A 25,085-nucleotide genomic window follows, 5' to 3' on the forward strand; every position below is an offset into this window, starting at 1 on the left:
GAAGGCCTCATTGGATGTCGTCGCGGCGCTCCCATCGGATGCGTAGGCGTTTCGGGGCGTCGTACCAGGCGACCGTGGGAAGGGACGTCTCGAACTCGGTGAAGGCGTTGCTCGGCACCGGACTGAGCGGTTTTCACCCTGAGTAGCGACTCCTCTCGACGCAGTGCAGGACGAGGATGGCCTACACGATTGCAGTCGCGCGGCGGGGGCAGCGGCGCAGTTTGGCCCGTGGGGTTCCAAAACCCTGAGCCGATGGTGACCTGGCCTTCTACGCGGCTCGTTCGTACTCGTTGATCAGCCCGCCGAGGATCGGGCGGCGCTTGATCCGTTCGTGGGTCAGGTCAATGATGGGGCGGTCGGATTGTGGAGGCTGCAGCGCCAGCGCGCGGTGCGGACGTCGGTTGTTGTAGTGGCGGGCGTATTCATCGAGTGTTCGGCGTAGATGTCGCTCACCGAAGACGAGCATGCGGTCGGTGACCTCGTTGCGGGCGGTGAGGACGAACCGTTCGGCATAGGCGTTCGCTCGGGGGCTGCGCGGTGGGATCTTGCATACGGTGATGCCAGCGTCGGCCAGCACGGCGTCAAAGCCGGCCGTGAACTGCCCGGCCCGGTCCCGGATCAGGACTTTGAACTGCTCGGCGCGGTCGCCAAGGTCAACGACACGCAGAGCTTGGCCTTCTCCGTCTGGAGTTCGATCAAGCGGGTCCGCATCGCGGTGAGTCCCTTGTTGTCGACGTCGACGCGGCTGACGGCCTCCGCGAGCCGGCGGTCGAACTGCACTTATGGGATTCTCGAGCAGCCGTAATCGGCATCAGTGCGTTGCCGACGTCGCCGGGTCGATGCGTGGCCCTACCGCCCAAGTAGTTGCCCGCCGGGCAGAACGCTCATGACGCCCGGCGAAGGTCCATCCGCCGCCGGCCCAAGGATTAGCCTCGGTCTCTCGCTAAGTGTTGATCAAGGCCCCTGAGGCGTGAGAGATCCGGGATACTGGTGGTCATCATGGCTGGGTAACTCGTAGGTGTCGGCGTGCGGCCAGCTCCTCCGCGCTGACCACGGTCAGAACCGGGGTACCCGGCGGCGCGAACATGGTCACCACCAGCTGCGACTGCGCGTCCGGAAGGTTGTTGGCGCCCTGGTAGTGGATCACGTCGCCCCCGGGCTCGAACAGGGCGTCACCGGCCTTGAGCACCCGGGGCGGTTGCCCCTCCAGTTCGAAGAGGATCTCGCCCTGGGTCACGTAGCCGAAGAGCGGCCCGGGGTGCCGGTGCGGCGGTGCGCCGGGGTCACCGGGCGACAGGGTGACCCGGATGGTCCTGGCCTCGGCGCCAGCCGGGATCCGGGACGTCGCCTCCGGCAGGGTCGTGATCACCTCAACGCCTGGGGGCAGGTGTGTGTGTTCAGCGCTCATCTATTCCTCCAAACAGCGACTGTCTAGAGGAACGACAAGACGGCTTCCCGGGTTGTGACAGTCTGCGCGGCGAACCTACCCAGGGCCGCGCCGGAGATCCGGTCGCCCGAGCCGCGGTGCTGGGACGGTTTCCTGCACGAGGTGACGCTCACGGCGGGGGCACTACTGGAGCTTCACCACCCCGCCGGAGCCGGACCTGATCACACCCACCCTGGCCCGGACCGTGCGGATCGCCGATGATGCCGGCTTCGCCTCGTTCACGTGATGGACCACTACTTCCAGATGGAGGCCGTGGCACCGGCCGACGAGCCGATGCTGGAGGCGTACACCACGCTCGGCTTCGTCGCCGGTCAGACGGAGCGGATGACGCTCGGTGTGCTGGTCACCGGCTTGATGTACCGGTACCCGGGGCTGCTGGCGAAGATCGTCACCACCCTGGACGTGCTCCCCGGCGGTCGTGCCCGAATGGGCATCGGCGCCTCCTGGTACGAGCGGGAACAGCGTGGTCTGGGCGTGCCGGTGGTGCCCGTGGGCGAGAGGTTCGAGCGGCTCGAGGAGACGCTGCAGATCTGTCTGCAGATGTGGAGTGAGAACAACGGTCCCTTCGAGGGCCGGCACTACCGGTTGGCCGAGACCCTCAGCGTCCCGGCCCCGATCCGTCGGCCCCGCCCGCCGATCATGATCGGCGGCGGCGGGGAGAAGAAGACTCTCCTCCTGGTCGCCCGGTACGCCGACTCGTGCAACCTTTTCGGTACGGACGAGTTGCGCCACAAGCTCGACGTGCTCCGGTCGCACTGCGAGGCCGAGGGGCGTGACTACGACAGCATCGAAAAGACCGTCGTGATGCGGGTGCCGCCCCTGGACGAGCCGGATGCCTTCCTCGCCGCTGCTCAGGAGTACGCCGCACTCGGTGTGACCGAGGTCCAGGTGACCCCGGACCGGCACCCGGTCGAGTTCACCGAGCAGGTCGGCGAGCGGCTCCTGCCGAAGCTCACCGACTTCGCCTGACCGGCTCGATGGTCCGCGCGGCGGCGAGCGTCACGCTTCGTGCTGCACGGCCGCGTTGACGACGTACCGCAGGTCTGGGTCGGGCGCCCTCAGCTGTTCGTCGGCAACTCTGAATTCGAGTGTGAGTTCCTCCCGTCAACCCATGCGCCGAATGCGGTATCTGGCACCTGCGGCCACCAGACCGAGCACGACCGGAACGACGATGGCAACCGGCAGCGAGCCTGCTGCGGTGGTCGAGGCGGGCGCGTTGCAAGCTGCCGCCGAGGCCAACGTGAGCAGGATCGCTGCCGTCCACCGACCACTGTGTCGTCGCCTACCTGTCTGTGCATGGGACCTTCCTGAATCCGCTCAGGCCGGAGCCGGGGTCGACCAGCTTTCCGGCCCGACAAGCGCGGCGCGGCCTGTGCGCGGGCACCGGTCCGGACGGCTCCAGTGATTGCGCTCGGACGGCAAACCGCAGGTACAGCACGGGCAGCACGAGCAGGTTCAACAGCGCCGTCGTGACCAGGCCACCAAGGATGATCAGGGCGAGCGGGCTCACGATCTCGAGGCCGGAGACGCTGCCGTAGACCACCATCGGGACCACCGCCAACCCCGCCGCCAGCATGCCCGTCACGGCCGGGATGACCTGCTGCCGCGACCCGAGCTCGACCAGCTCGGCACCGTGGGGGTAACCCTCGTCGGCCAGCCGCTGGTACCGCCTAATTTGCAGGGTGCCGCCCCGTACGGCCATCGCCAGCACGGTGAGCAGCCCCAGCAGCGCGACCACCGAGACGGCCGACCGGTCGAGAGCCGCCAGCAGCAGCCCGCCCGCCAGTGCCGTCGGTAGGAGCAGGAAGTACAGCGATGCCACCCGCCAGCTACCGAAACCGGCCTGCAGCAGGAGAAAGATCAGGATCACGGCGCCGATCACGAAGGTCCAGACGCGGAAGTCGGACGTTGCCTTCGCCTGGGCCTCTCCGAGCACTTCCAGATGGTGCTCACGGGGGAAGGTCACCTGCGCGAGCCGATCCGTGACCTCACTCGTGACGGTGCCCAGACCACGCCCGCGCACGTTCGCGACGACGTCCATGCTGCGGGAGACCTGGTCGTGGGTGATGACCTCCGGCTTCGCCACGACCCTCACGTCGGCGACGTCGGCCAGGCGCACCTGGGCGTCGAAGCGCACCTTATCCTTGCCCAGTTGGCGCTCCAGCACCGTGATCTGATGGCGCAGGGCAAGGATCTCCACGTCCTTGTCTCAGTCGCTCATCGGCAGCAGTCGCAGCACCGCGAACGCGTTCGTCATGCCCAGGTACGCCAGTCGCAGCAGCACGGCAGCCCATGCCGCATCGATCACCAGCTACGCCCAGGCTCAGCGCCCAGCGACCGGGCCAACGGCTCCGACACCCACGCACCGGTCCTCACCAGGGCGGATGGGGTTTTCGGCAGGGGCACCATCGAAAACAAGATCCACTGGGTGCGGGACGTCACCTACGACGAAGACCGCTGCCAGATTCGCACCGGAACCGGGCCCGAGGTCATGGCCGCCCTACGCAACGCCGCCATCGGCGCCCTCCGCACCGCCGGAATCGCCAACATCGCCGCCGCCAACCGACATCACGCCCGCGACAGCACCCGGCCCCTGGCCCTACTCGGCATCACCTGACGACTTTACCGGGGCCCTGAGCGGGCATGACTCTCGATTCAGACTCACCCAAACTGCTTGGCCACCCGCCACGCCGCGTCAGCTCATCACTCGTTGCGAGAACCCTGGGCATCGTCTTGTCGGCACCGGGAGGCGCGGCAGCGTGGTACGACTGCTTCAACGCTGCCACGAAGGCGACAGAACGGGCGAGCCGATGACGACGAACAGGGCGGGCGAGCTGCTGCGCATGCCTGGGGATCCGCAGATGGCAACGTTCCTGGAACTGTTCTTCGACCTGGCGTTTGTCTTCGCGCTCACCCAACTCTCGCAAGCGCTGATCCAGGATCTCACCTGGAGCGGCGCCTTCCAGACGCTGTTGCTGCTGCTGACAGTATGGCGGGTCTGGTTCAACACGGCGTGGATAACCGACAGGTTCGACCCGCAACAACCGGCGATACAGCTGCTGGTCATCGCGACTTTGGTGGGCAGCCTGGTGATCGCGATCGCGCTGCCCGACGCGTTCGGCAGGCAAGGCCTGGTCTTCGCAGGGGTATTCGTCGCCCTATTCATCGGCACCAACATCTTCCTTGTGATCGCCCTGCGGGGCCACGCACCGCGGCGCACCTCGGGGCGGATACTGTTCTGGTACGGCGTGGCCGCGGTGCCGTGGATCGCCGGGGCGCTCTCGCATGGGACGGCGCGTGTGGCGCTGTGGACACTCGCGGTGGCCCTGGACTACGCCGCATACGCGTTTTACTACCCCACGCCGGGCATCGGCCGCACGCCCCCGTCGGATTTGCCGACCGTGGCCGAACACCTGTCCGAGCGCTACCGGCAGTTCTACATCATCGCGCTCGGCGAGTTGATCCTGGTCACCGGACTGGCGCTTCGCGGCACCGCCTTCACGCCCGACCGGACCGCCGCGTTCCTCGTGGCGATTGCCACCACCGTGCTGCTGTGGCGGATCTACATCTACCGCGCCGGGGAACTGGCGGCCGTAGCCATCAAAGCGGCCCCCGAACCGGCCCGCCTTGCCGGATCGACGTCATACGCCCACCTGGTCATGGTGGCCGGCATCGTCGTCACCGCCGTCGGCGACGAACTCGTCATCACCCACCCGTTCGGACATACGCAACCGGCCTGGATCGCCGTCATCCTCGGCGGACCCGCGCTCTTCCTCGCCGGGCGTGCCGGCTTCGAGTACGCGGTCTTCGCCCGCGTATCCCGGGATCGGCCGATCGGCCTGGTCGTGCTGGCCGCCCTGACACCGGCGATGCTCCTCCTGCCGCCGCTGCTGGTCGCCCTCGCCGCCACCGCAGTCCTCGCCGGGGTCGCCATCTCCGACGCCACTCGCGCTCGAGCACATCCAGCCGAACCACCGTCGCCACCAGGCGCACCATCGTGACATGTCGCGGGCAGCTACCCCCCCGGTCCGATCCACACAGAATCCCGGCCGGCCGCCGGCTGTCCGCCGGCACGTTGTGCCAGCTTTCTGTACGGGTTCAAGGCGGCCCGCAACGGGCCGCACGCGCCGCCGCCTGGGCGCGCGCCGGCCGCTGCCGCTGCCGCTCTGCGGCCGTCACGCCTGACGCCCGGCGGCTGGCGCGAAGAGCGGGAAGCCCGGACGGCCGCCGCAGAACGACAGACCATTGATGGTTGGGGTGGTGGGCCCGCAGCCGGCCGGGTCACGCGGCCCAGGACCCGCGGCGTAGGAGAGCGCACGCCGGCCGCGTCGGCGCCCTGGCGGCGGTCGCGGGGTTGCGGCTACTGCGCCTCCGGCGGGGGCGCTCCGGCTCCAGGATGGGGTCACGTCCGCGCTGGTGGTGTAGGAGACGGCCATCGCGGGATCGGTTCTGATGTTGTGCGGCGATCGGGGTGGGGTCGCCCAGGTCGCTGTCGTGTTGGTTGGGGTGGGCAGGGATGAGGCGGGCTTTGTTGAGCAGTTCCAGGCCCATGTAGCGGCGGCCTTCGGTCCATTCGTCGGTCTGCTCGGCCAGGACAGCGCCGACGAGGCGGATGATCGCCGCCCGGTTGGGGAAGATGCCGACGACGTCAGTGCGTCGGCGGATCTCCTGGTTCAGCCGCTCTTGTGGGTTGTTGGACCAGATCTGGCGCCAGATCTCCCGCGGGAAGCCGGTGAAGGCGAGCAGGTCGTCGCGGGCTGCGTCGAGGTGCTGGGCTGCGGTCGGGAATTTCTCTTCGATCGTGGCCAGGACTCGCTGGAACTGGGCGTGGACGGCATCCGCGTCGGGCTGGTCGAAGATCGTCCGGACGATGTCACGGCACGGTGGATCCACTCGTCGTAGGACAAGTTCGCGATCGTCGTCGGTTCTATCTGCCATCACTCTTGGTTGGCCCGCGCCGTGGTGCGGCCATCCCCGCCGGCGCACCTCCTGCGGGTGAAGTGTCGGGAAAGGAGTACGACCGAAATAGCCACGCATTAGCGTCAGCGCCGATGGCAGTAGCGCGCGGCGCACCGGCGACCACATCGATGGAGTACCCGGCGTGTCGTGCATCGAAACGGGAGTCGACTTTCGATGGTAAAGAAGTTCATCAAAGAGGCGGTGTCGCGCAGCGCGGAGTCGGATGACGATCGACGGAAGCTCGCGTCGATGACGGACCCGACGAACCCCGCCGCGCAATCGCCGGACGGCTCGGGGCCGAGTGACGCGACGATCCTGAACTTCGCCCTCAACCTCGAATACCTCGAAGCCGAGTTCTACCTTCGCGCGACGACCGGGCAGGGACTGCCCGACGAGATGACCACCGGTACCGGCACCCGGGGTGAGGTGACCGGTGGGGGCATGGTCAACTTCAGCAACTCGGTAGTGCGCAAGTTCGCACGGGAGATCGCGTCGGACGAGCGGCAGCATGTGGCCTTCCTGCGGTCCGCCCTCGGGGAGCATGCCGTTTCCCGTCCGGCGATCTCTCTTGACACGAGCTTCACCGCAGCGGCCATCGCGGCCGGGCTCATCAAGTCGGGCGAGATGTTCGACCCGTACGCCAACGATCTCAACTTCCTGTTCGCCGCGTTTCTGTTCGAGGACGTCGGCGTCTCCGCTTTCAAAGGAGCGGCACCGCTGCTGTCCAACAAGACATACCTGGACGCTGCCGCGGGTCTGCTCGCCACGGAGGCGTACCACGCCGGGATCGTCCGCTCCGCGCTCTACAACGAAGGCATGATCGACGACGCCGTCTTCGCGGGCGTGCAGAAGCTCTCCGACGCCCGCAACAGTCTCGACGGACCGGTCGACGACGACCAGGGTATCGGCAGCAACACCGAGGCGAACCTCATTCCCACCGACGCCAACGGCATCGCCTACGGTCGCTCCGCCCAGTCGGTCCTGAATATCGTGTACCTCAACGCGAGTCCGGCGAACTCCGGCGGCTTCTATCCCTCCGGCGTCAACGGCGACATCGCGATGAGCGGCGGGTCTGCCGCCTAATCACGGCCATCGCCGCGGTCCCGGCGCACTGCGGTGCGTGTTCCCGGGCCGGTACCGGACGGCCCTGCGCCCGGCACACAGCCAGCGCCACGACTCCACCCCAAGCGGCACCGGATCGCCTCCTTCGCCCCAAAGGGCAACGACCCGACAGGAAGCACATGATGCACCTCGAACTCGACCCGATCCACGGACGACGGGTTCGACGCGTTGCGGGGCAGGTTCGGCAACATGTTCGAGATGGGCATCGTCGATCCGCTGCGGGTGGCCCGGTCGGCGCTGCAGAACGGCGCCTCGGTCGCCGGCCTGCTGCTGACCACGAACACGCTGGTCGCCGAGGAGCAGACGCCGTGGGGTGGCAGCCCGGCGCTGATGACCCAGTTCGGGCCGCTCGACCAGGGCCTGCACCAGCCGTCGCCGGACTCCAGCACGCCGCAGCCGCTCCGGCTCGGTCCGTCGGTCGGGTGAGCCATGGGCCCCGTACTCGGTGACGGCCGGCCACCGGCCGTCGCCGAGCCCGCCGCACCCGTCGCCGAGCTGAGCGCCCTGCAGCTGCTCCTCTCCCGGGGGCGGCTGCGCGGCGTGCTGGCGCTGCTCGGTCCGGCGTTCGTCGCCGCCGTCGCCTACATCGACCCGGGCAACTTCGCCACCAACTTCACCGCCGGCGCAAGGTTCGGCTACACCCTGGCCTGGGTGATCGTGGTCGCCAACCTGATGGCCATGCTGGTGCAGTACCTGTCGGCCAAGGCCGGCGTGGCGACCGGGCGGGACCTGCCGGAGCTCTGCCGCGAGCACCTGCCGCGGCCGGTGTCCCGCGGCCTGTGGGTCCAGGCGGAGGTCATCGCGATGGCGACCGACCTGGCCGAGTTCGTGGGCGCCGCGGTCGGGCTGAACCTGCTGTTCCACGTGCCGCTGTTCCCGGCCGGGTTGATCACCGCGGTCGTGGCGTTCGGGATCCTCGCCCTGGAGCAGCGCGGTTACCGCCGCTTCGAGCTTGCCATCGTCGGGCTGCTCTGCATTGTGTTCCTCGGCTTCCTCTACGACCTGGCCGTGGTCGGCGCCGACCCGGTCGGCGTGGCCGGCGGGATGGTTCCCGGGCTCGCCGGCAACGACAGCCTCCTGGTCGTGGCCGGCATCATCGGAGCGACGGTGATGCCGCACGTGGTGTACCTGCACTCGGCGTTGACGAAGGCGCGGGTGGCCTGCCGCGACGACGCCGAACGCCACGAACTGCTGCGCTTCCAGCGGCTCGACGTGGTGATCGGGCTCGGCGCGGCCGGCGTGATCAACCTGTCGATGCTGGTGATCGCGGCCTCGATGTTCAACCGCACCGGGCACGCCGACGTCGACTCGATCGAGGCCGCCCACGCCGGGCTCGGCCAGCTGGTCGGCGGCGGCGCGGCACTCGCGTTCGCCGCGGCGCTGCTCGCCTCGGGGCTGTCGTCGTCGAGCGTGGGCACGTACGCCGGCCAGGTAGTCATGCAGGGCTTCATCCGCCGACGCATCCCGCTGTTCGTGCGGCGCGGCCTGACGATGCTCCCGGCGCTGCTGGTGCTCGGGCTGGGCCTGCCGGCCACGGACAGCCTGGTGATCTCCCAGGTGGTGCTGTCCTTCGGCATCCCCTTCGCGTTGGTGCCGTTGCTGCTGCTCACCCGGCGTGCGGACATCATGGGTTCGTTCGTCAACAACCGGGTCACCACCGCGATCGCGGGCGGCATCGCCGCAGTGATCATCGTGTTGAACGTGTACCTGCTGTACGTCACGTTCCTCGGCTGATCCGGGTCACAGCGCCACCATTCCGCGAGGCCGACCGGGGTGACCGCCACGCTGACGAGCAGGAGCATGGCCACCTGGGTGTGCCACCACTGGATGCACAGCCGGACGCAGTGCCACGTGATATGCGTCACCGCTGGCCGCCGGCGCCGCCACCGCCGTGGTACTGGCCGTAATCGCCGGCTCCGACGCGTGGCACGCCCGCGGCCGAGAACCCGAGCCACCCGCCCCGCCCATCTGACCCACCATGCAATCCAGGCCCATCGCGAGTTGGGCCCGGTGTACCGGGACCCGGATGCCGAGTTGCTCACGCCATGTTGCTGGCCCTTGCCGTCTCGGATCCGGGGGACCAGGTGGGGACCACATGGCATGCGCGATGCCGAACAGACCGCTCGCCGCTGAGCGTCGATCGGAGGTACAACGTGGCTGTGAGCTGGTGGATCTCCTACCCCAACGTCCTGGGGGTCAAGGGGTCGTCGGTTCGAATCCGGCCGTCCCGACGCAGGTCAGAGGCCATCCGGGATTCTCCGGGTGGCCCTTTCTGATCTTGTACGGCAGCGAAGTACAGCAATGGTTCATTGATCCAGGCTCTCGGCCGATTTCCCGCAGGGCTTGGCGGGTAGCCTTGGACGAGACCTGGCTGTAGATCTCCATCGTGATCGAAAAGCTCGCGTGTCTCAGGATCGCTATCGCGATCCGGGGATGGACGTCCAGGTCGACCACCGGTGACCTGGTTCGGCGGCCTCGCCCTCACCGGCGAGGACGACGGCACCACCACACTTCGCGCTGCCGTGAGGCACCAGGCCGAGCTGCACGGCCTGCTCACCAAGGTCCGCGACCTCGGCGTTACCCTCATCTCCCTCACTTCCATCGACGCCGCGCGCGACCCCGATTCCCAGGAACAGCAACACCAATGGACCGCCCGGGTCCAGGCGACGGGGCTGACCCACGCCCCGATCACCTACTCCGGCGCGACCGCCACCATCCCGCCTCGACCAGGAGTGAATCCCATGGCTACCATCACTGCCGCCGCACCCGCTATCCATCCCGATCTGTCGCTGACCCGCCTGCACCTGATGCGCGCCGGCTACCTCCTGATGGGTGTCGGACTCGCCCTGGTGAAGTGGCCGCTCCTGCCCGACGTCGCCACCCTGCCGCTCTACGAGGGCGTGACGCTCTGCATGTTGACCGCCATGTCCCTCTTGGCGTTCCTCGGCCTGCGCTACCCGGTCAAGCTGCTTCCCGTGCTGCTCTTCGAGTCGCTCTGGAAGCTCTTCTGGCTCGCACTGGTCGCCCTCCCCCAAGCCATCACCGGTGACCTCGACGCGGCCACGACCGAGACCGTGGTCAGTTGCTCCCTGGTTGTCGTCATCCTCGCCGTCACCCCGTGGCGGTACGTGTGGCGGAACTACGTATACGCCACCGGAACCCGGTGGCGGTGACCAGCCCGATGTCCCTGAACTTTCCGCTCGCAAGCATCGCTTAGCCTCGGGACGCTTGCGAGGCGACCTGGGCAAACGTGCCGTGAGCATGCCGCTGGGCCGCCGGACTACTGGGGATCAAGGGCTCGTCGGTTCGAATCTGGCCGTCCCGACCCAGGTCAGAGGCCATTCGGGATCTTCCGGATGGCCTTTCTGGTCTTGTACAGCAGCGAAGTACAGGAACCCTCATTGATCGAGGCTCTCGCCGAGCTTCCTGTGTCGTGCCAGGCGTCGCCGGCTTTCTCCTTTGCGGTCTCCTGTTGCCTGTGGCGGTGCCGCAGTGCGGTGACGCAGATGGTCGGCAGCGGGAGGGGGGCGTCGGACTCCTCCGTCTTGGTGGCCCGGTGCAGCAGCCGGCCGCGTACCCGCTGGAGCTGCTTGTCGATGACGAGGTTGATGTCGTGGTGGTCGCGGCAGCCCTCGCAGAATGGTTCGCCATGCGTGGTGCACGGCTTGTCCCAGCCCTTTCCCTGAGCGCAGCACTGGCACGTCTTCGCGACCTTGTTGAGCCAGGTCTGCACCTCCCGTCCCGCTATCTGGTGGATGTCCTGATCCATGCCTACCGGGTGCTCGGGTTTGAGCAGGCCGTGACCGGGGACGCGGTGTTCGGTCAGTTGGTGCTGGCCCTGCCGAGGTTCGCGAAGGAATCGTGGCGGCAGCACCTCGCCGTGGCCTGCGCCGCGCACGCCTTGAGGCGCTCGTGCCGCCTGGTTCCCGACCAGCACGGCGTGTCCTCACCGACCACGCTCCAGGTGCGGGTCGGGCCGTTCATGGCATCGCACCCCCTCGTGAACCGCGGTCAGAATGTGGCGATCGGGTTGACCGGGCTGCCGGACGTACCGGCGAAGCGGACCGGCGCGACTGCGAGGTGGAAGTCCCACTGGCCGAGCTCGGCAGCCGTTGTCGCGCACACCTCCAGGTCGCAGTTGTCGAGCAGCCACAGACCCATCGCGACAAGACTCACGGCGTGAACCGGCATCAACACGTCTTCGTACCCCGACGGTTGAACGTCCTGGGGGGTGTCAGCGCCGATCAGCGCGACGTCGCGTTCATGTAGCCACGGCAGGCAGGACGCGTGCCAGCCGGCCTGCGTGAAACCGCTGGCCTCACCGGCCTCGTGCCGGACGCGGCCATAGCCGGTCCGCAGGAGTACCGCATCGCCGGATCGCACCCGTACACCCTGGCGACGCTCGGCCTCCTCGAGATCGTCGGGAAACACACCCTGCCCCGGTTCCAACCACGGCACATCCCGGGCCCTCGCAATGTCCAGCAGGACACCACGCGTGATGATCCCGTTCGCCGCCGCCGTGACGGCCGCCCACGCCGATCCCGTTGCGGCGTCGACCAACGAGTGCGACCGCCCGTTGTACATCGTGCCGTCCCAGAAGATGTGGCACGGCGAGTCGACGTGGGTGAGGGTGTTGCCGTGGAACGTGATGCCGAGCCGCTCGGACGAAAAGCCCCAGCGCCGGTCGGCGTGGAAGCCGGGCACCGGCATGTTGTCGGCACCCGGCATGTCGGCGGCGCACGGGCACGTCGTCGTCGACCGCTCCATGTCTTCCGGTACGGCAACCTCCCATGCGCAGGACACGCTCCTGCCGTGGCGCACGGCCCGCGCCGCCGCCAGCCGGACGTCGTCGGTGATGTGGTTCAGAGTTCCGAGCTCGTCTTCGTCGCCCCACCGTCCCCAGTTCGACAGCGTGTTGAAGTACCCGAGCACGTCGTCCTGTGTCGGCATCGGTCGCCCTGCCGTCATCCCAGCATCGACTCCTCCGGTCACGCGGTTCGAGGCACCGCAGGTAGGGTATCCCGCCGCTTGATCGAAGACCGTAATGACTGGTCGATCAGACGACTCGTCCGCACCGCCGGCTGCTACCGCGTCATCGAAATTCAGGCCGGCAATCACACCATCACCGCCACCGACCTACTACCCGACGACCTCCGCACCGCCGGCGCCGCGATCACCCAAGGTGCGCACTAATTTGAGCCAAGTCGGGCAATGCCGCGCGCACCAGCATCTCGTGCAGCCGGTCGAATGCCACGTCTCGATCGGCACCGGTGCCGGAGAGAGCCTGCACCCATCCGGCTGAATCCTCGTCCAGGCCGACCACCTCGGCCCCAGGCCGGGGGTGTCAGGCCGTCGCCCGCTTCGGGAGCTTCCACCCGGGGCGGGGGAAGTGGCAGGTGTAACCGTTGGGGTAGGTCTGCAGGTAGTTCTGGTGCTCGGGCTCAGCCTCCCAGAAGTCGCCTGCCGGGGTGACCTCGGTGACGACCTTACCGGGCCACAGGCCCGAGGCGTCGACGTCGGCGATCGTGTCCTCGGCGACCCGCTTCTGCTCGTCGCTGGTGTAGAAGATCGCCGAGCGGTAGCTGGTGCCGATGTCGTTGCCCTGGCGGTTCTTCGTCGAGGGGTCATGGATCTGGAAGAAGAACTCGAGCAGCGCGGGGAAGTCGGTCTTCTCGGTGTCGTAGACGACCTCGATGGACTCCGCGTGGGTGCCGTGGTTGCGGTAGGTGGCGTTCGGGACGTCGCCGCCGCTGTAGCCGACCCGCGTGGACACGACGCCGGGCTGGTGGCGGAACAGCAGCGCGGTAGCATTGCGCGAGATACTTAACGTACAGGGTGCCCTGGTCGGACGGCTTTGCATACTTCTTGCATTCGGCAAGGAATTCCTGACCATGGAGGTCCTCGCCAAGAAGCACTCCGCCAAGGTCAAAGGAAAATGTCGACCCACCATGCCATTTGAACGTCAGCTTCGGCACAGCGACGGGATGAGGATTTACCCACTGGACGCTTACGCGGGTCGTCGACTCAAGCCATAGCTTCGCGCGTCGGGCGCCCTCGGCCCCCTTAACTTGAGTCTCTTCCCAGACACGGTTCGTAGCGTACGGATCAGATAGGACCTGGGCCAGTCCAGGGTGGTATGGCAGGCGGTGGCGCACAGTGCGGTCGCCTCGGCCGCGGCGGGGCGTCGGGCTCGACCTGGTGCCTGATGTGCACAGGTGATGCCCGCGCTCGAGGCGTCGCCTGGAGTCGCGGGCCGCCGCGGTTGCCTTGGCGGTATCGGGTGTGTTCGGGCCTGCCGGGCAGTTGAATGGGTCAGATGGGCAGCCGGTTTGCGGGGCGGCGGCGGGCCGCGGGTCGGGCGGTGGGCTTGCTGCGGCGGAGCGGCAGCGCGCAGCAGGCGACGTTCGTGGAGTTGTTCTTCGATCTGGCGGTGGTGTTCGCGCTCGACCGTGTAGTCGCGGGGTCGTTGCCCGGCTTCCTCAACGACAACCCGGCGCGGCGGTGGGGCAATGCCGGCCGGACGGTGTTGCTGTTCATACCGGTGTTGTACCTGTGGACCACCACCGCGTACCTCACCGGCCGGTTCGAGCCACGCCGCGCGGGCACCCGGGTGATGCTGCTGTTCAGCACCTTCGCCATGATGATCATGGGGACGGCTGTGCCGGGGGCGTTCGCCGGTGAAGGTCTGGTGTTCGCGGTGGTGTTCGTGACGGCGCGGGTGGCGCGCCCGGCCGTGATATCGCTGGGTCTGCGGTCGCACCGGTTGCGCCGGTTGTACTGGCGGGTAACGGCGTGGTTATGCCTGGCCGGGTTGTTTTGGGTAGGCGGCGGGGTGGCCGTCGGCGCCGCCCAGCTGGTGTGGTGGGCGGTGGCGGTGGTGGTGGATCTGGGATCGGCGAGGTTGGGCTGGCCGCTGCCCGGGCTGGGTCGGCGTCAGAACACCATCTGGCAGCTCGCCGGGCACTACCTGGCGAACCGGAACCAACAGCTGTTGATGATCGCCCTCGGTGAGAGCATCCTCGCCGTCGGGATCAGCTATAGCACCCACCCGCACGACCTCTACAAGACTGCTGGCCTGGTGATCGCTTTCGCCACCACGACGATGCTGTGGCGGGTGTACTTCCAAAAGGCCGGTGAGCTGCTGCCCGAGGCCCTCGACGCGGCAGGCGATCCCGCGGGGTGGGGTCGACGGGTCGGGTTCGCGCATGCGCTGATGGTGCTGGGCATCGTCACCACCGCAATCGGACACGAGATCGTGCAGCACAGCCACACCCAGGTGACACACCCGTCGTGGCGGGCGACAATCCTGGGCGGGCCGGCGCTGTTCCTCGTCGGCCGGGCCCGCCTGGAGCATCTGGTGTTCGCCCGGGTCTCGCGGCGCAGGATCGTCGGCATCGCCCTGCTGGCCGCGGTAGCCCCGCTGATGGGGCGGGTGTCGCCGCTGGCCACCGCGACCACCGCCGCCGCAGTGCTGCTGCTCATCGCCGTGCTGGACTGGCGCAACGCCGCGGGCAAGCCACCGGAGGTCCCGTCGCCGCCCGGCTGATGATCCCGAGGTCCTCATCGTCGCCGACGCCGGCTACGACACACCCCGACTGGCGTACCTTCTGCGCGACCTGCCGGTGCAGGTGCTGGGCCGGATGCGCTCCGATCGGGTGCTGCGCCGCGCGGCCCCGCCCCAACGGCCGGGCACGAACGCCCGACCACCCCGCCACGGCGGCGAGTTCACCTTCGGCGACCCCGCCAGCTGGGGCAGGCCCGACGTGACCACGGTGACCGACACCCGCCTCTACGGCACTGCCACCGCCCGCAGCTGGAACCGACTGCATCCCCGGCTGACGCACCGCAACGCCTGGCTCGACCAGACCGGCGACCTGCCGCTCATCGAAGGCACCGTGATCCGGCTGGAGGTGAATCACCTGCCCAGCGGCGCGATCCCGAAGCCGGTGTGGCTGTGGTGGTCCGAAACGAGACCACCAACGAATCTTGAACCGGCCGCGGTCCAGCGCGGCGCCAGCGTGAACGGAGTCAGGCGGTGTCCAGGCGACCGCGCTGGTGCAGGACGAACAGCAGCGCCATGGCCGGCACGACGAGCAGGAGCGCCGCGGCGGCGACGAGGGTGAGCGACGCCAGGGTGGCGTCGGGAGCCGCGGCCTCGTCGATGCGTAGGTGGGTGCCTAGTAGGTACGGGTACTGCGCGACGCCCCAGCCGACCACCACCGTGCCGGCCGCGCTGACGGCGAGCGCCTGCAGCAACCGGGGCGCGGCCCGGTGAAGCAGGGCGATGCTGGCCAGCCCGCATGCCGCGGAGACCAGCACCAGGGGCAGGCCGCGGCCGGTCAGCCCGGAGAACAGGCGCCCGGCGTCAGCGTGCAGGATGGCGATGCCCGCCAGTGCCACGGCGCCGGTCGCCACGGCGCTGGCCTGGGCTCGACGGCGGAACCAGCGCTCCAGGCGGGCGTCGGCGTGGGTACGGCCCTCGGCGGTGAGGAACACCGCGGCGACGAACGCGCACACCCCGACCGCGAGCACCCCGCCGAGCAGCGACGTCGGGTTGACCCAGCTGGTCACGGGGTTGCCGTGTCCGTCGGCGGGCACCCGCCCGGAGGCGATTCCGCCGGCGACCGTGCCGAGGAAGAACGGCGTGATCACCGACGAGGTGGCGAACGCCGCCCCGGTCGCCCGCTGATGGTCGGTCTTCACCACCACCTTCCGGAAGGCGAACCCGCTTCCGCGGACCACGATGCCCAGCGCGGCGAGGCCCAGCGGGATGTAGAGCGTGGTCATGATCGCGGCGAAGGCGGAAGGGAAGCCGGTCCAGAGCATCACCAGGCAGAAGATCAGCCACACGTGGTTGGCCTCCCACACCGGTGCCAGCGTGTGGTCGATCAGGTGCCGCGGGGCCCGCCCGCGCCGCGCACCACCGGCGGTGAGGTCCCAGAAGCCCGCACCGTAGTCCGCGCCGCCGAGCACGGCGTAGGCGGTGACGCCGATGAACAACACGACGGCGGCGACCGTACTCACGCCTGCCCTCCCGCAGGCGCGGACTCCGAGGCCCGGGGCGGCCCGTAGGGCACGTCCGTCTCGGTAGCCCCGCCCTGGTCGCGCCAGCGGCGGCGCAGCAGCCGCAGGACGTACACGGTGGTGGCGCCGACCGCGGCATACAGCGCGACGGTGGCGGCGAAGAACAGCCACAGATTGCCGGACGTGGCGACCGCGTCCCGGGTGAGGAGGTGACCGACGACCGTCCACGGCTGCCGGCCGACCTCGGTGACCACCCAGCCCGCCTCCAGCGCCACCACCGCGAGCAAACCGCTGACCGTGGTCGCCCGTAGGAACCATCTGCTGCGCGGCAGATCACGGCGGCGCCACCAGGCCAGCGCGTACCAGGCGGAGAGGGCCAGCAGCGCGGAACCGATACCGACCATGACGTCGAAGCTCAGGTGAACGATCGTGACCAGGCGGTCCGGCGGCCGCACCTCGGCGGGTATGGCGTCCAGGCCCTGGATGCGGGTCGACGGTGAGTAGCCGGACAGCAGCGAGGCCCCCGAGGGAACCTTGAGGCCGCCGTGCACCTTCCCGTTCGCGTAGTAGCCGCCCAGCACCTCCGGCACGTGGGTGCCCGTGGTCGGGAGGGCCTCGATCGTGGCGAACTTCGCCGGCTCGTTCCGGTAGACCTCGCGCGCGGCGATGTCGCCGACGAAGACCTGCAGCGGGGTGGCCAGCGCCGCGACGGTCAGCGGTATCAGCAGGCCGAGCCGGTGGTACCGGTCGCGGCGGCCGCGCAGCATCCCGGCCGCGTACACGCCGGCGACGACGAACCCGGCGACCACGTACGCGGCCAGCAGCATGTGGATGGCCTCGTACCAGAACGCGTCGTTGAAGATCACCTCGAGTGGGCGGACCTCCACGATCTTGCCGTCCCGCATGGTGAATCCGCCCGGCTGGTTCATCCAGGCATTCGCCGCGACCACCGACAGCGTGCCGCCGATCCCGGAGAGCACCACCGGCACCCCGGTCCAGAAGTGTGGCCATGGGCGCATCCGCCGCCACCCGTAGACGTAGATGGCGACGAAGATCGCCTCCAAGAAGAAGAACAGACCCTCGATCGCGAACGGGATGCCGAACGCCGCGCCGTAGTTGCCCATCAGTCGTGGCCAGAGCAGGCCGAGCTCGAACGACAGCATCGTGCCGGACACCGCGCCGACGGCGAACAGCACCGCCGCCACCTGTGACCAGCGCCGGGCCAGCAGCAGCGCAGTCTCGTCGTTCCGGCGAATGCCGCGGGCGTTCGCGATCAGCATCAGGAATGTGAAGGCCACCCCGAACGGCACCAGGATGATGTGGAAGCCGAGCGTGAAGGCCATCTGCTCGCGCGCCGGCAGCAGCTGCGCCGGATCGGCGAGCACGAAGCTGACGCCGACGGTCACCAGTGACAGGCCAGACATGGCGCGTACTACCCGTTGACGGCGGCCCAAAACATACCGATGGGGGTGAGGATTAGGGCGGTTCATACAGCTACGTCGACTGGCTCTTCGGGCCGACCGCCCTCACGCCCGAGCAGTTACCACCGATGTTTCCCACGAGAATGCACACTCTGGCCGTCGTTGACCAGGCAGAAGGGCGGAGCGGGTGTTGCCGATCATGTTGCCCGCCTACACATTCGGCATCGCGAGGACACCGACCTCGTCGAGTCCTGGAGTGCGCGCTACGCCGTGCGCCAGGACCCGGCCGGTCCGGTGGGAAGGGACACCGATGGCGGGTCTGCCTGACACGATGTTGGAGGCGTACCTCACCGAACTCGGGGGCCCAGAACGCATCCGGATCGGCCCCCTCTCGGTGCCGGTTCCGGGACCCACCGACGTCCTGGTGCGAACGGAGCTGATCGCGGTCAACCATGTCGACACGTTCGTACGCTCCGGCGGGTACGCCACGCACACACCGTTCCCGTTCGTGATCGGTCGCGACCTGGTCGGCTCCGTAGTACGAGCCGGCGAAGGGGTGGATGAATTCGCGATCGGAGAGAAGGTCTGGTGCAACAGTCTGGGGCACCGGGGGCGTCAAGGGTCATTCGCGGAGTTCGCCGTGGTGCCCCGGGAGCGTCTCTACCGCCTGCGGCGCAGGCCGACCCGGCGATCGCCGCCTCCGTACTGCACACCGCGGCGACCGCGTACCTCGGCCTGTTCCGGACCGGCTCCTTGCGGCCCGGTGAGACGGTCGTCGTCGCCGGGGCGGCGGGCGGGGTCGGGAGTGCGGCCGTACAGCTTGCGGTGGCGGGGGGTGCTCGCGTCTTTGCCACGGCGCCAGAGGACTTCGACTGGTGCCGCCGGTGCGGCGCTCACCTGCTGATCGACTACCGCGACCAGGCCTTCCCGGCGCTCAAGCGGGGTGGACGGACCATCGCGCTGGCCGGGATGGCGGCCCGGCCGGTGCTGCCGATGGGCGCGCCGTACACACGTGACGCCAGCATTAGGGGGTTCGTCATCAGCAAGGCCTCGGCCGCAGACCTAGCGGAGGCGGCCGCCGTTATCAACGACCTGCTGGCCACCAACCGGCTCGTCTCGCGAACTACTGGGCCAACGGGTGAACAGTTGCACACCCAGACACGCGAGGTGAACCGCCAACCCTTCGGTGTGCGAACGTAGGTGTCCTGGTCCTCGCCGACCGCGAACGGCACGGTGGCGTCGAGTCCGAGTTCGTGGTGGCCGCGTCGTAGGTTCTACATGAAGGCGTGTCCGGCGATGATCAGCTGCGCTGTTCGGTCGGTCCGTAGCCCGCGCATCGGTTTCCGCCCGGTTAAATCAACCGGACAGGGGTAAGTAGGCGCAAGCGCAATTCAGGGCGTCTCGGGTCGAACTACTCAGGATCCGCCCCGTCAGCTAACACGGCTATCAGCCAACATGGCAAGGATGATCGCTAGGTGGCTCAGCTACTGGAAACCGACCAGTCCGGGGTTGCACGCCGTGTGCGCCGGTCGGATTGAAGACTACGGCTACCTCGCCGACGGCCGATCCGGAGCCCTGGTCGGCCGCGACGGTTCCGTGGACTGGTGGTGCCCGTCTCGGTTCGACGCGCCGTCGATATTCGCCCGCCTGCTCGACGAGGACGGCGGACATTGGTGGATCCGGCCTGCCGGAGACTTCCAGGTCGAGCGGAGCTACCTGACAAACACGCTGGTGCTGCGGACGGTATTCACCACCCGGGACGGATCCGTAGCGGTCACCGACGCCCTGGCCATGGACTCGAATGTCCGCGGACACGAGATCGGCCGGAATCCGCCCGGCCTCCTCCTGCGGCTGGTGGAAGGGCTCTCCGGACACGTTCCAATGGTGATGTCCTACGCGCCCCGCTTCGAGTACGGCCGCGTGCGGGCCCATCTCGATCTGCGCGGCGAGACTCTCGTCGCGAGAGCCACGGGCACCACGCTCGGGATGACCGCGACGGTGCCGGTGCACCACCAGCGGACCGAAGCGTCAGCGTCGTTCACGGTCGACCCGGGACAGCGGGAATCCTTCTCCCTGTCCTACTCGTCGACCTATCACGAACGCGAGCCAATGCCGGTCGACGTACCAGGGACCCTCGCCGAGACAGCCGAGGGGTGGCGCTCCTGGATATCGGAGCACAACTACCCAGGGCAATATCCGGAGTTGGTGCGCCAGAATGTGATGATCCTGGGGGGGTTGACCTATCAGTCAAGTGGTGCGTACGTCGCCGCGGCAAGCACCTCGCTGCCGGTGCGGCCGGAGGGCCACGACAACTACGACTACCGCTACGTGTGGTTGCGCGACTTCAGCCTCGCCATGCGGGCCCTGTACCAGGCGGCCTGCTCGTTAGAGGCGGAACGGCTCTTCCGCTGGTTGGCCGAGGCGATCGGCGATGTGGGCCGGCAGCCCGTACCGATCATGCTCGGGGTCGAGGGCGAGCACGACCTGGCCGAACGTCAGCTCGACGTGCTAACCGGGCACCTTGTCAGGGGTCCAGTGCGGATCGGCAATGATGCCTGGCGCCAGCGGCAACAGGACGCACTCGGCCAGGTGATCGACGCCGCGTGGGTGCTGCGTGACAGCCTCGAACCCATGCCCGACGACGTACGGCGGTTGCTGCGTTCCCTGGCCGAGCAGGCGGCCGAAACCTGGCGGCTGCCAGATTCGGGAATGTGGGAGGCACGGGGCGAGGAGCGGCATTACGTCACGTCCAAGGTGGGATGTTGGATGGCGTTGGACCGAGCCGTGCGGTTCGGCACCGTCCTCGGCAGTGCGGCGGACCTGGAGCGTTGGGCGGCGGCCCGCGACGAGATCCGTGCCGCGATCCTGCAACAGGGCTGGAATCCCAGCGTTGGCGCCTTTACCAGAGCCTTTGGATCCGACGTGCTCGACGCATCGATACTCGTCCTGCCCATCATCGGGTTCATTCCCGCAGCCGACCCGCGGATGCGCGCGACTATCGAACGGATTGAACAGGAGCTGACCACCGATGGGCTGGTCCGCCGCTGGCCCGACGAGTCGGCGGGCTTCGTCATCTGCTCTTTCTGGCTGGTCGAGTGCCTTGCGCTGGCCGGCGAGCGGGATCGGGCCGCCGCGCTGTTCGAACGCCTCGCCGGGCGGGCCAACGACCTCGGCCTCTTCGCCGAGCAGATCGACCTGCGTACGGGTGAACAGTTGGGGAACTTCCCGCAGGCGTTCTCACACATCGGCCTGCTCTCCGCCGCCTTGCGCCTGACAGAGGCCAGCACGCCAGCGCCATGAGGCCTTCACAGCGGCCCGGACGGCGTGGCGAGATTGATAACAGTTCTGGCTGGTTCGTAGACGAAACGTACGTCAGAGTCAACGGGGTCTGGCGGTACGTGTACCGGGCAGTTGACCAGTACGGACAGGTCATCGACGTGCTCGTGTCGGCCCGGCTTACCCGAACGTAAATACGTACGCCTCGGCGCCGGGCTCGAGGAACGTAATCTCCAGGGTCCGTTCGCGGACCGCGTCGTGCTGGCGCACGAGCTGGTACAGGCGGCCCTCCCGGAGCAAGCCGTTCCCATCTTCGTCCACGTCGACGCCGTGTGACGGGCCCGGAGCTTCGCCGTCGACGAGCACGCGGAACGGGATCGGCTCTCGCGCTCCGGCAGACAGCACGAGATGCACGTCGCGCGCGTGGAACCGGTAGGCGATGCCTCCGCCGGCCTGGTCGAGCACGACGTCCTCAGACCCGATTGTCCACTCGCCGGCGAGGGCCCAGTGGTTGAAGGGCAGGCTCTCGGGGAGCTCGTAGGCCCGGCGTTCGTCGAATGCGGCGCCGTTCGGCGACGCGAAGTGCTCGCTGCGCGCGTAGCCGAGATACGTCTCGGGCGTACGCAGGTGGTCCCAGTCGGCCTCGGCCTCCACGCCGAGCCGTTCGACAGGGACGAGCTCGCGCTCGACGCCGAGTAGCCGCTGGATGACGCGCTCCGATTGCTCGTAGCGTCCTTCGCCGAAGTGGTGGTCGCGGATGATGCCGTCCGTGTCGACGAAGTAGAGCGCCGGCCAGTAGTGGTTGTCGAATGCGCCCCAGATCCCGTAGTCGTTGTCGACCGCGACCGGGTAGTCGATCCCGCGCGCCGTGATCGCATGTCGCACCTGGTCGATCTCGTGCTCGAACGAGAACTCCGGCGTGTGGACTCCGATGACGACCAACCCGTCGTTCCGGTAGGCCTGCGACCACGCCCGGACGTACGGCTCCTGGCGCAGCCAGTTGATGCACGTCAGCGTCCAGAAGTTGACGAGGGCGACGTGGCCGCGCAGCTCGGCGGGGCCGAGTGGCTCGGTGTTGAGCCACTCGGTCGCCCCGCCGAGTGAGGGCATGTGCAGACGTTCGGGCACCGTGGTCTAGCGAAGCGACCGGAAGCTGGCGCGTACCTCTTCCGAAAAGAGTTGCGGCTGTTCCCAGGCCGCGAAGTGCCCGCCCTTGTCGAGCCTGTTGTAGTGGATGAGATTGGGGAACGCCTGTTCTGCCCAACTCTTCGGCGCCTGGTAGAGCTCATCAGGGAAGACGCTCACGGCAACCGGGATGGAGACGCCCTTGGCGGCGAAGAAGGAGAGCTTGTTCTCCGCATAGAGACGAGCCGCGGAGACCCCCGTGTTCGTCAGCCAGAAGAGCGTGATGTTGTCGAGGATGTCGTCTCGCGTGAGGCCGCGGGGTTGTCCGGCGAAGGTCTGGCAGATCAGGTCCAGGCTTGCTGCGTCGTGGTCGAGCATGTAACTCGCCAACGCGATGGGCGAATCCGCCAATCCGGTCAGCGTCTCTGCGCGCCCCATCATGAGGGCGTAGCCGGAATGCTTCCAGAAGAAGTCCGCCTGCTCGCACGCGCGTTTTTCGTCGGCTGAGAGATTGGATGGCAGTGAGCCGAGTGCCTTGTTCGCTCCGGTGATGTCGGACTGGAGCAGCGCGTCGATGTCGGGCGGGAAGATGCCAGGCATGTTGGTGTGGATGCCGATGAGTCCCGGAGGCGCCTGCAGACCCATGACTTCCGTGATGAGCGCGCCCCAGTCGCCGCCCTGGGCCACGAACCGGGTGTAGTCGAGGCGCTTCATCAGCTCGATCCAGGCGCGGGCTATGCGCTCGGGACCCCAGCCGGGCTTGGTCGGCTTGCCCGAGAAGCCGTAGCCGGGCATCGATGGAATCACCAGGTGGAACGCGTCCGACGCGCTCGCGCCATGTGCCGTGGGATCGGTGAGCGGTCCGACAATCTTCAACTGCTCGATGATCGAGCCGGGCCAGCCGTGCGTGACGATGAGCGGCAACGCGTCGTCGTGTTTCGAACGAACGTGAATGAAGTGGATGTCGAGCCCGTCGATCTCGGTGATGAAGTTCGGTAGGGCGTTCAGTCTCGCCTCGACCTTGCGCCAGTCGTACTCCTTCTCCCAATAGCGCGCGAGCGCCTGGCTCGTCTCGAGCGGCACGCCCTGCGACTGATCGTCGACGGTCTGCTTTTCGGGCCAGCGCGTTGCCGCGATGCGCGCACGCAGCGCCTTGAGGTCCGCCTCGGGGATTTCTATGTTGAACGGCCGGATCTCGCTGACGGGCGCTCGCGCTTCGGTCTTGACAGCCACGTGGGCCTCCCTTTCGTCTTGAGCTCATTGGCGGTCGAGCGGAGCTTTCGCGAGGGCCTTGGGTAAGGCGCTGCCGGGACTTGTGCCAGTTCGGCAGAGGCACGCGGTCCTTCTGCCCGAGCCTAGAAGGCCTTTCCCGTGATCACGGGCCATTTGAGCAATCCACACGGCCGTCGAATCGACGGCCCGCCTCGGCCCGCCGCCAGCAGGCGGCGGTGTCGGCCACGGTGGCCACGTCGACCGGCCCGGGTGAGGCGACCGCACGAAGGCAGCCGGATGGAGCTGGCCCGTTGGCTCGACCACTGGTCCCGGCACGGCTTCGGCTACTGGACGGTCTGCGACCTCGCGGGGGAGCTGATGCTCGGCTTCGGCGGGCTGAGGCGTACGGATCTCGACGGCGAGCCGGTCCTCAACCTGCATGACGCGGTCCGCCACGATCCGGGGGAAACTGGCCCCTCCTGCCGAGGCGTGGAAAGGCGAGGTCTGGTCAGCCGCCGGCGTCGGCGGTGGAAGCGGCCCCTGGTCCGGCCGTCGCCTGGGTGGCCGCGGTGCGGGGCGCGGCGACGATGGCTGAGCGCAGGCGGTTGATCGCGTCGCTTCGGGCGCCGGCCAGGGACGGTTGCTCCGTCACCTCGGCAACCTGGACCGGCACGTGCCGGGGGAAGCGTGCGAAGGCCGAGGAGATGGCGTCCACCATGGCGGGTCGGGTGCCCCAGGAACCGCCGATGACGACCAGTTCCGGGTCGGCGAGCGCGACGATGGCGGCGAGCACGCCGCTGATGGCCTGGCCCAGGGTGTGCCGGGTGGCGGCGGCCTGTGCTCCGTGGCCGGTGGCGCTGCTCAGGAGGCGGTCGACGTCGATCGCGGTCGAGTCGGCTCGGCGCAGTCCGAGTTCGCCGAACACCTCGATGAGACGGGTCGCCTGGCCGTGCGGCCCGAGGGTGATCAGGTGGGCGATCTCGCCGGCGATGCCGGTGTGCCCCCGCCGGATCTCGCCGTCGCTGACTACCGCGCAACCGAGCCCTTCGCCGAGGTGCAGGTAGGCGAAGTCGCGCGGGGCGGCGGGGTTGCTGTCGCGTTCGGCCTGCGCCGCCCAGTTCACGTCGTTGTCGACGATGACCGGCCCGGCGACGTACGGCGTGAGCACCTCGACGGGGTCGAGTTCGCCGAGCAGGAACGGGGCGTCGGGTAGCTGGATCAGTCGACCGGTGGTGCGGTCCACCGGGTCCGCGGCGCTGACCACCGCCAGCCGGGTGGTCGGCGCGGCGTCGTGCCGGGCATGTTCGGCGGCGGTTCGCAGCGCCGCGGCGACCTGGGCGGGTCGCGCCGGCCGAGTGATCTCCTGCCGCGTTCTCGTGACCGTGTCGCCTCGGGCGTCGACGCGTTCGGCCACGACGCCGTCCGGCGCGATGCTGAACACCAGGGCGGTGCCGACCTGGTCGGTGAGGGCGTAGTAGGAGCCCACCCGGCCCCGGCCG

Annotated in this window: 22 protein-coding genes and 6 pseudogenes; 14 read left to right on the forward strand and 14 right to left on the reverse strand. The window is 68.4% G+C overall.

The features are described 5' to 3' along the window. Nucleotides 1-268: 268 nt before the first annotated feature. From DKT69_RS33550 to DKT69_RS33555, 3 genes are all read right to left on the reverse strand, one after another. Complete coding sequence (locus DKT69_RS33550; protein ID WP_236648511.1) at nucleotides 269-577, reverse strand: integrase core domain-containing protein; 309 nt, start codon at nucleotides 575-577, stop codon at nucleotides 269-271. A gap of 41 nt (nucleotides 578-618) precedes the next feature. Then, nucleotides 619-780 (reverse strand): hypothetical protein, encoded by a 162-nt coding sequence (locus tag DKT69_RS38700; RefSeq protein ID WP_161557999.1) that lies wholly within the window; start codon nucleotides 778-780, stop codon nucleotides 619-621. A gap of 217 nt (nucleotides 781-997) precedes the next feature. Further along, nucleotides 998-1,408 (reverse strand): cupin domain-containing protein, encoded by a 411-nt coding sequence (locus DKT69_RS33555; RefSeq protein ID WP_109805429.1) that lies wholly within the window; start codon nucleotides 1,406-1,408, stop codon nucleotides 998-1,000. Nucleotides 1,409-1,672: 264 nt separating this feature from the next. Between DKT69_RS33555 and DKT69_RS33560 the strand changes: the two genes are divergently transcribed. Next, nucleotides 1,673-2,416, forward strand: a complete 744-nt coding sequence (locus DKT69_RS33560) for a TIGR03560 family F420-dependent LLM class oxidoreductase (protein WP_109805430.1) — start codon at nucleotides 1,673-1,675, stop codon at nucleotides 2,414-2,416. Nucleotides 2,417-2,729: 313 nt separating this feature from the next. On the opposite strand, the gene DKT69_RS40365 is transcribed toward DKT69_RS33560, so the two are convergent. Continuing rightward, the gene (locus DKT69_RS40365; protein ID WP_109805431.1) at nucleotides 2,730-3,647 is read right to left on the reverse strand and encodes an efflux RND transporter permease subunit; all 918 of its coding nucleotides are present in this window, start codon (nucleotides 3,645-3,647) and stop codon (nucleotides 2,730-2,732) included. Nucleotides 3,648-3,875: 228 nt separating this feature from the next. On the opposite strand from DKT69_RS40365, the gene DKT69_RS33570 reads away from it, so the two are divergent. Together DKT69_RS33570 and DKT69_RS33575 are read left to right on the forward strand one after the other, a co-directional pair. Next, a complete protein-coding gene (locus DKT69_RS33570) occupies nucleotides 3,876-4,064 on the forward strand; it encodes a hypothetical protein (protein WP_236648512.1) in 189 nt (62 codons plus the stop codon). A gap of 244 nt (nucleotides 4,065-4,308) precedes the next feature. After that, nucleotides 4,309-5,448, forward strand: coding sequence for a low temperature requirement protein A (locus DKT69_RS33575; protein WP_236648513.1), 1,140 nt, complete (start codon nucleotides 4,309-4,311; stop codon nucleotides 5,446-5,448). Nucleotides 5,449-5,965: 517 nt separating this feature from the next. On the opposite strand, the pseudogene DKT69_RS33580 reads toward DKT69_RS33575, so the two are convergent. Then, nucleotides 5,966-6,304: pseudogene (locus DKT69_RS33580) on the reverse strand (transposase); the annotation flags it as partial. 276 nt (nucleotides 6,305-6,580) lie between these two features. Between DKT69_RS33580 and DKT69_RS33585 the strand changes: the two are divergent. The 3 genes from DKT69_RS33585 to DKT69_RS33595 all read left to right on the forward strand — a co-directional run bounded on the left by DKT69_RS33585 (nucleotide 6,581) and on the right by DKT69_RS33595 (nucleotide 9,262). Beyond that, nucleotides 6,581-7,489: a ferritin-like domain-containing protein gene (locus tag DKT69_RS33585; RefSeq protein ID WP_109805433.1), complete on the forward strand. Its 909-nt coding sequence runs from the start codon at nucleotides 6,581-6,583 to the stop codon at nucleotides 7,487-7,489. Nucleotides 7,490-7,717: 228 nt separating this feature from the next. Next, nucleotides 7,718-7,954, forward strand: coding sequence for a hypothetical protein (locus DKT69_RS33590; RefSeq protein ID WP_201749991.1), 237 nt, complete (start codon nucleotides 7,718-7,720; stop codon nucleotides 7,952-7,954). 3 nt (nucleotides 7,955-7,957) lie between these two features. Further along, the gene (locus DKT69_RS33595) at nucleotides 7,958-9,262 is read left to right on the forward strand and encodes an Nramp family divalent metal transporter (RefSeq protein WP_109805434.1); all 1,305 of its coding nucleotides are present in this window, start codon (nucleotides 7,958-7,960) and stop codon (nucleotides 9,260-9,262) included. A gap of 572 nt (nucleotides 9,263-9,834) precedes the next feature. Here the strand turns inward: DKT69_RS33595 and DKT69_RS41660 are convergent. Continuing rightward, nucleotides 9,835-9,988, reverse strand: a pseudogene (locus DKT69_RS41660) (site-specific integrase); the annotation flags it as partial. Here DKT69_RS41660 and DKT69_RS33605 point away from each other — a divergent pair. Beyond that, complete coding sequence (locus DKT69_RS33605) at nucleotides 9,985-10,701, forward strand: DUF8691 family protein (RefSeq protein ID WP_109805436.1); 717 nt, start codon at nucleotides 9,985-9,987, stop codon at nucleotides 10,699-10,701. The pseudogene DKT69_RS41660 and the gene DKT69_RS33605 sit on opposite strands and share 4 nt — an antisense overlap. Before the next feature lie 251 nt (nucleotides 10,702-10,952). Here the strand turns inward: DKT69_RS33605 and DKT69_RS41535 are convergent. Together DKT69_RS41535 and DKT69_RS33615 are read right to left on the reverse strand one after the other, a co-directional pair. After that, nucleotides 10,953-11,204: pseudogene (locus DKT69_RS41535) on the reverse strand (site-specific integrase); the annotation flags it as partial. Nucleotides 11,205-11,539: 335 nt separating this feature from the next. Further along, nucleotides 11,540-12,478 carry a cyclase family protein gene (locus DKT69_RS33615; RefSeq protein WP_109805438.1) on the reverse strand — a complete coding sequence of 313 codons (939 nt, stop codon included), beginning with the start codon at nucleotides 12,476-12,478 and terminating at the stop codon, nucleotides 11,540-11,542. 78 nt (nucleotides 12,479-12,556) lie between these two features. Here DKT69_RS33615 and DKT69_RS38705 point away from each other — a divergent pair, with 78 nt between their 5' ends. Beyond that, a complete protein-coding gene (locus DKT69_RS38705) occupies nucleotides 12,557-12,721 on the forward strand; it encodes a hypothetical protein (protein ID WP_161558000.1) in 165 nt (54 codons plus the stop codon). Nucleotides 12,722-12,872: 151 nt separating this feature from the next. Here DKT69_RS38705 and msrA read toward each other — a convergent pair whose 3' ends face one another. Further along, nucleotides 12,873-13,349: a peptide-methionine (S)-S-oxide reductase MsrA gene (gene msrA, locus DKT69_RS33620; protein WP_109805445.1), complete on the reverse strand. Its 477-nt coding sequence runs from the start codon at nucleotides 13,347-13,349 to the stop codon at nucleotides 12,873-12,875. A gap of 495 nt (nucleotides 13,350-13,844) precedes the next feature. Here msrA and DKT69_RS33625 point away from each other — a divergent pair, with 495 nt between their 5' ends. Both DKT69_RS33625 and DKT69_RS40375 read left to right on the forward strand, forming a co-directional pair. After that, a complete protein-coding gene (locus DKT69_RS33625; RefSeq protein WP_161558001.1) occupies nucleotides 13,845-15,074 on the forward strand; it encodes a low temperature requirement protein A in 1,230 nt (409 codons plus the stop codon). Then, nucleotides 15,070-15,495: pseudogene (locus DKT69_RS40375) on the forward strand (transposase); the annotation flags it as partial. The gene DKT69_RS33625 and the pseudogene DKT69_RS40375, both read left to right, overlap by 5 nt. A 61-nt stretch (nucleotides 15,496-15,556) precedes the next feature. Here the strand turns inward: DKT69_RS40375 and DKT69_RS33635 are convergent. Together DKT69_RS33635 and DKT69_RS33640 are read right to left on the reverse strand one after the other, a co-directional pair. Beyond that, a complete protein-coding gene (locus DKT69_RS33635) occupies nucleotides 15,557-16,552 on the reverse strand; it encodes a cytochrome d ubiquinol oxidase subunit II (RefSeq protein WP_109805440.1) in 996 nt (331 codons plus the stop codon). Further along, nucleotides 16,549-17,976, reverse strand: a complete 1,428-nt coding sequence (locus tag DKT69_RS33640; protein WP_109805441.1) for a cytochrome ubiquinol oxidase subunit I — start codon at nucleotides 17,974-17,976, stop codon at nucleotides 16,549-16,551. The genes DKT69_RS33635 and DKT69_RS33640 overlap by 4 nt, the downstream gene beginning before the upstream one ends. Before the next feature lie 328 nt (nucleotides 17,977-18,304). On the opposite strand from DKT69_RS33640, the pseudogene DKT69_RS41540 reads away from it, so the two are divergent. The 4 genes and pseudogenes from DKT69_RS41540 to DKT69_RS33655 all read left to right on the forward strand — a co-directional run. Then, nucleotides 18,305-18,631: pseudogene (locus DKT69_RS41540) on the forward strand (alcohol dehydrogenase catalytic domain-containing protein); the annotation flags it as partial. A 95-nt stretch (nucleotides 18,632-18,726) separates the two neighbouring features. Continuing rightward, nucleotides 18,727-19,173: an MDR/zinc-dependent alcohol dehydrogenase-like family protein gene (locus DKT69_RS40380; protein ID WP_236648516.1), complete on the forward strand. Its 447-nt coding sequence runs from the start codon at nucleotides 18,727-18,729 to the stop codon at nucleotides 19,171-19,173. A 264-nt stretch (nucleotides 19,174-19,437) separates the two neighbouring features. Next, nucleotides 19,438-21,273, forward strand: coding sequence for a glycoside hydrolase family 15 protein (locus tag DKT69_RS33650; RefSeq protein WP_109805446.1), 1,836 nt, complete (start codon nucleotides 19,438-19,440; stop codon nucleotides 21,271-21,273). Nucleotides 21,274-21,317: 44 nt separating this feature from the next. After that, nucleotides 21,318-21,428: pseudogene (locus DKT69_RS33655) on the forward strand (DDE-type integrase/transposase/recombinase); the annotation flags it as partial. A 1-nt stretch (nucleotide 21,429) separates the two neighbouring features. On the opposite strand, the gene DKT69_RS33660 reads toward DKT69_RS33655, so the two are convergent. From DKT69_RS33660 to DKT69_RS33670, 3 genes are all read right to left on the reverse strand, one after another. Then, on the reverse strand, nucleotides 21,430-22,377 hold the full coding sequence (locus DKT69_RS33660) for a redoxin domain-containing protein (protein WP_236648517.1): 948 nt from the start codon (nucleotides 22,375-22,377) through the stop codon (nucleotides 21,430-21,432). Nucleotides 22,378-22,383: 6 nt separating this feature from the next. Beyond that, complete coding sequence (locus DKT69_RS33665) at nucleotides 22,384-23,607, reverse strand: epoxide hydrolase family protein (protein ID WP_109805443.1); 1,224 nt, start codon at nucleotides 23,605-23,607, stop codon at nucleotides 22,384-22,386. Nucleotides 23,608-24,094: 487 nt separating this feature from the next. After that, nucleotides 24,095-25,085 (reverse strand): ROK family protein (locus DKT69_RS33670; RefSeq protein WP_109805447.1); only part of this gene is annotated, 991 nt, incomplete at its 5' end.

Origin of the sequence: Micromonospora sicca, from assembly GCF_003172935.1 — a bacterium.
Taxonomy (GTDB): Bacteria; Actinomycetota; Actinomycetes; order Mycobacteriales; family Micromonosporaceae; genus Micromonospora; species Micromonospora sicca.